At 52.8% G+C, this 265-nt stretch carries 3 tRNA genes; all 3 read right to left on the bottom strand.

Features of this window, described 5'->3' with window-relative positions:
- Nucleotides 1-2: 2 nt before the first annotated feature.
- The 3 genes from CAMP18498_RS07975 to CAMP18498_RS07965 all read right to left on the bottom strand — a co-directional run bounded on the left by CAMP18498_RS07975 (nt 3) and on the right by CAMP18498_RS07965 (nt 262).
- A tRNA-Asp gene (locus tag CAMP18498_RS07975) sits at nt 3-76 on the bottom strand.
- Nucleotides 77-95: 19 nt separating this feature from the next.
- Nucleotides 96-171, bottom strand: a tRNA-Val gene (locus tag CAMP18498_RS07970).
- Between the two features lie 15 nt (nt 172-186).
- Nucleotides 187-262 (bottom strand) — tRNA-Lys (locus tag CAMP18498_RS07965).
- Nucleotides 263-265: the final 3 nt, after the last annotated feature.

Raw genomic sequence — 265 nt, 5'->3', positions numbered from 1 at the left:
GGCGCGGCGGACGGGGCTCGAACCCGCGACCTCCGGCGTGACAGGCCGATATTCTAACCAGCTGAACTACCGCCGCACCTAAAACAATAAAAGAATGGTGGTCACTATAAGACTCGAACTTATGACATCCACCTTGTAAGGGTGGCGCTCTACCAACTGAGCTAAGCGACCATTAAAGATTTTTAGTGGTGTCCCGTGTTGGATTCGAACCAACGGCCCCCTCCTTAAAAGGGAGATGCTCTACCGGCTGAGCTAACGAGACAAT

This window comes from Campylobacter sp. W0066.2 (assembly GCF_024723515.1).
Lineage (GTDB): Bacteria > Campylobacterota > Campylobacteria > Campylobacterales > Campylobacteraceae > Campylobacter_D.
The sequence above is the reverse complement of the archived record's forward strand: the minus strand, read 5'-3'. Positions and strand labels throughout refer to the sequence as shown.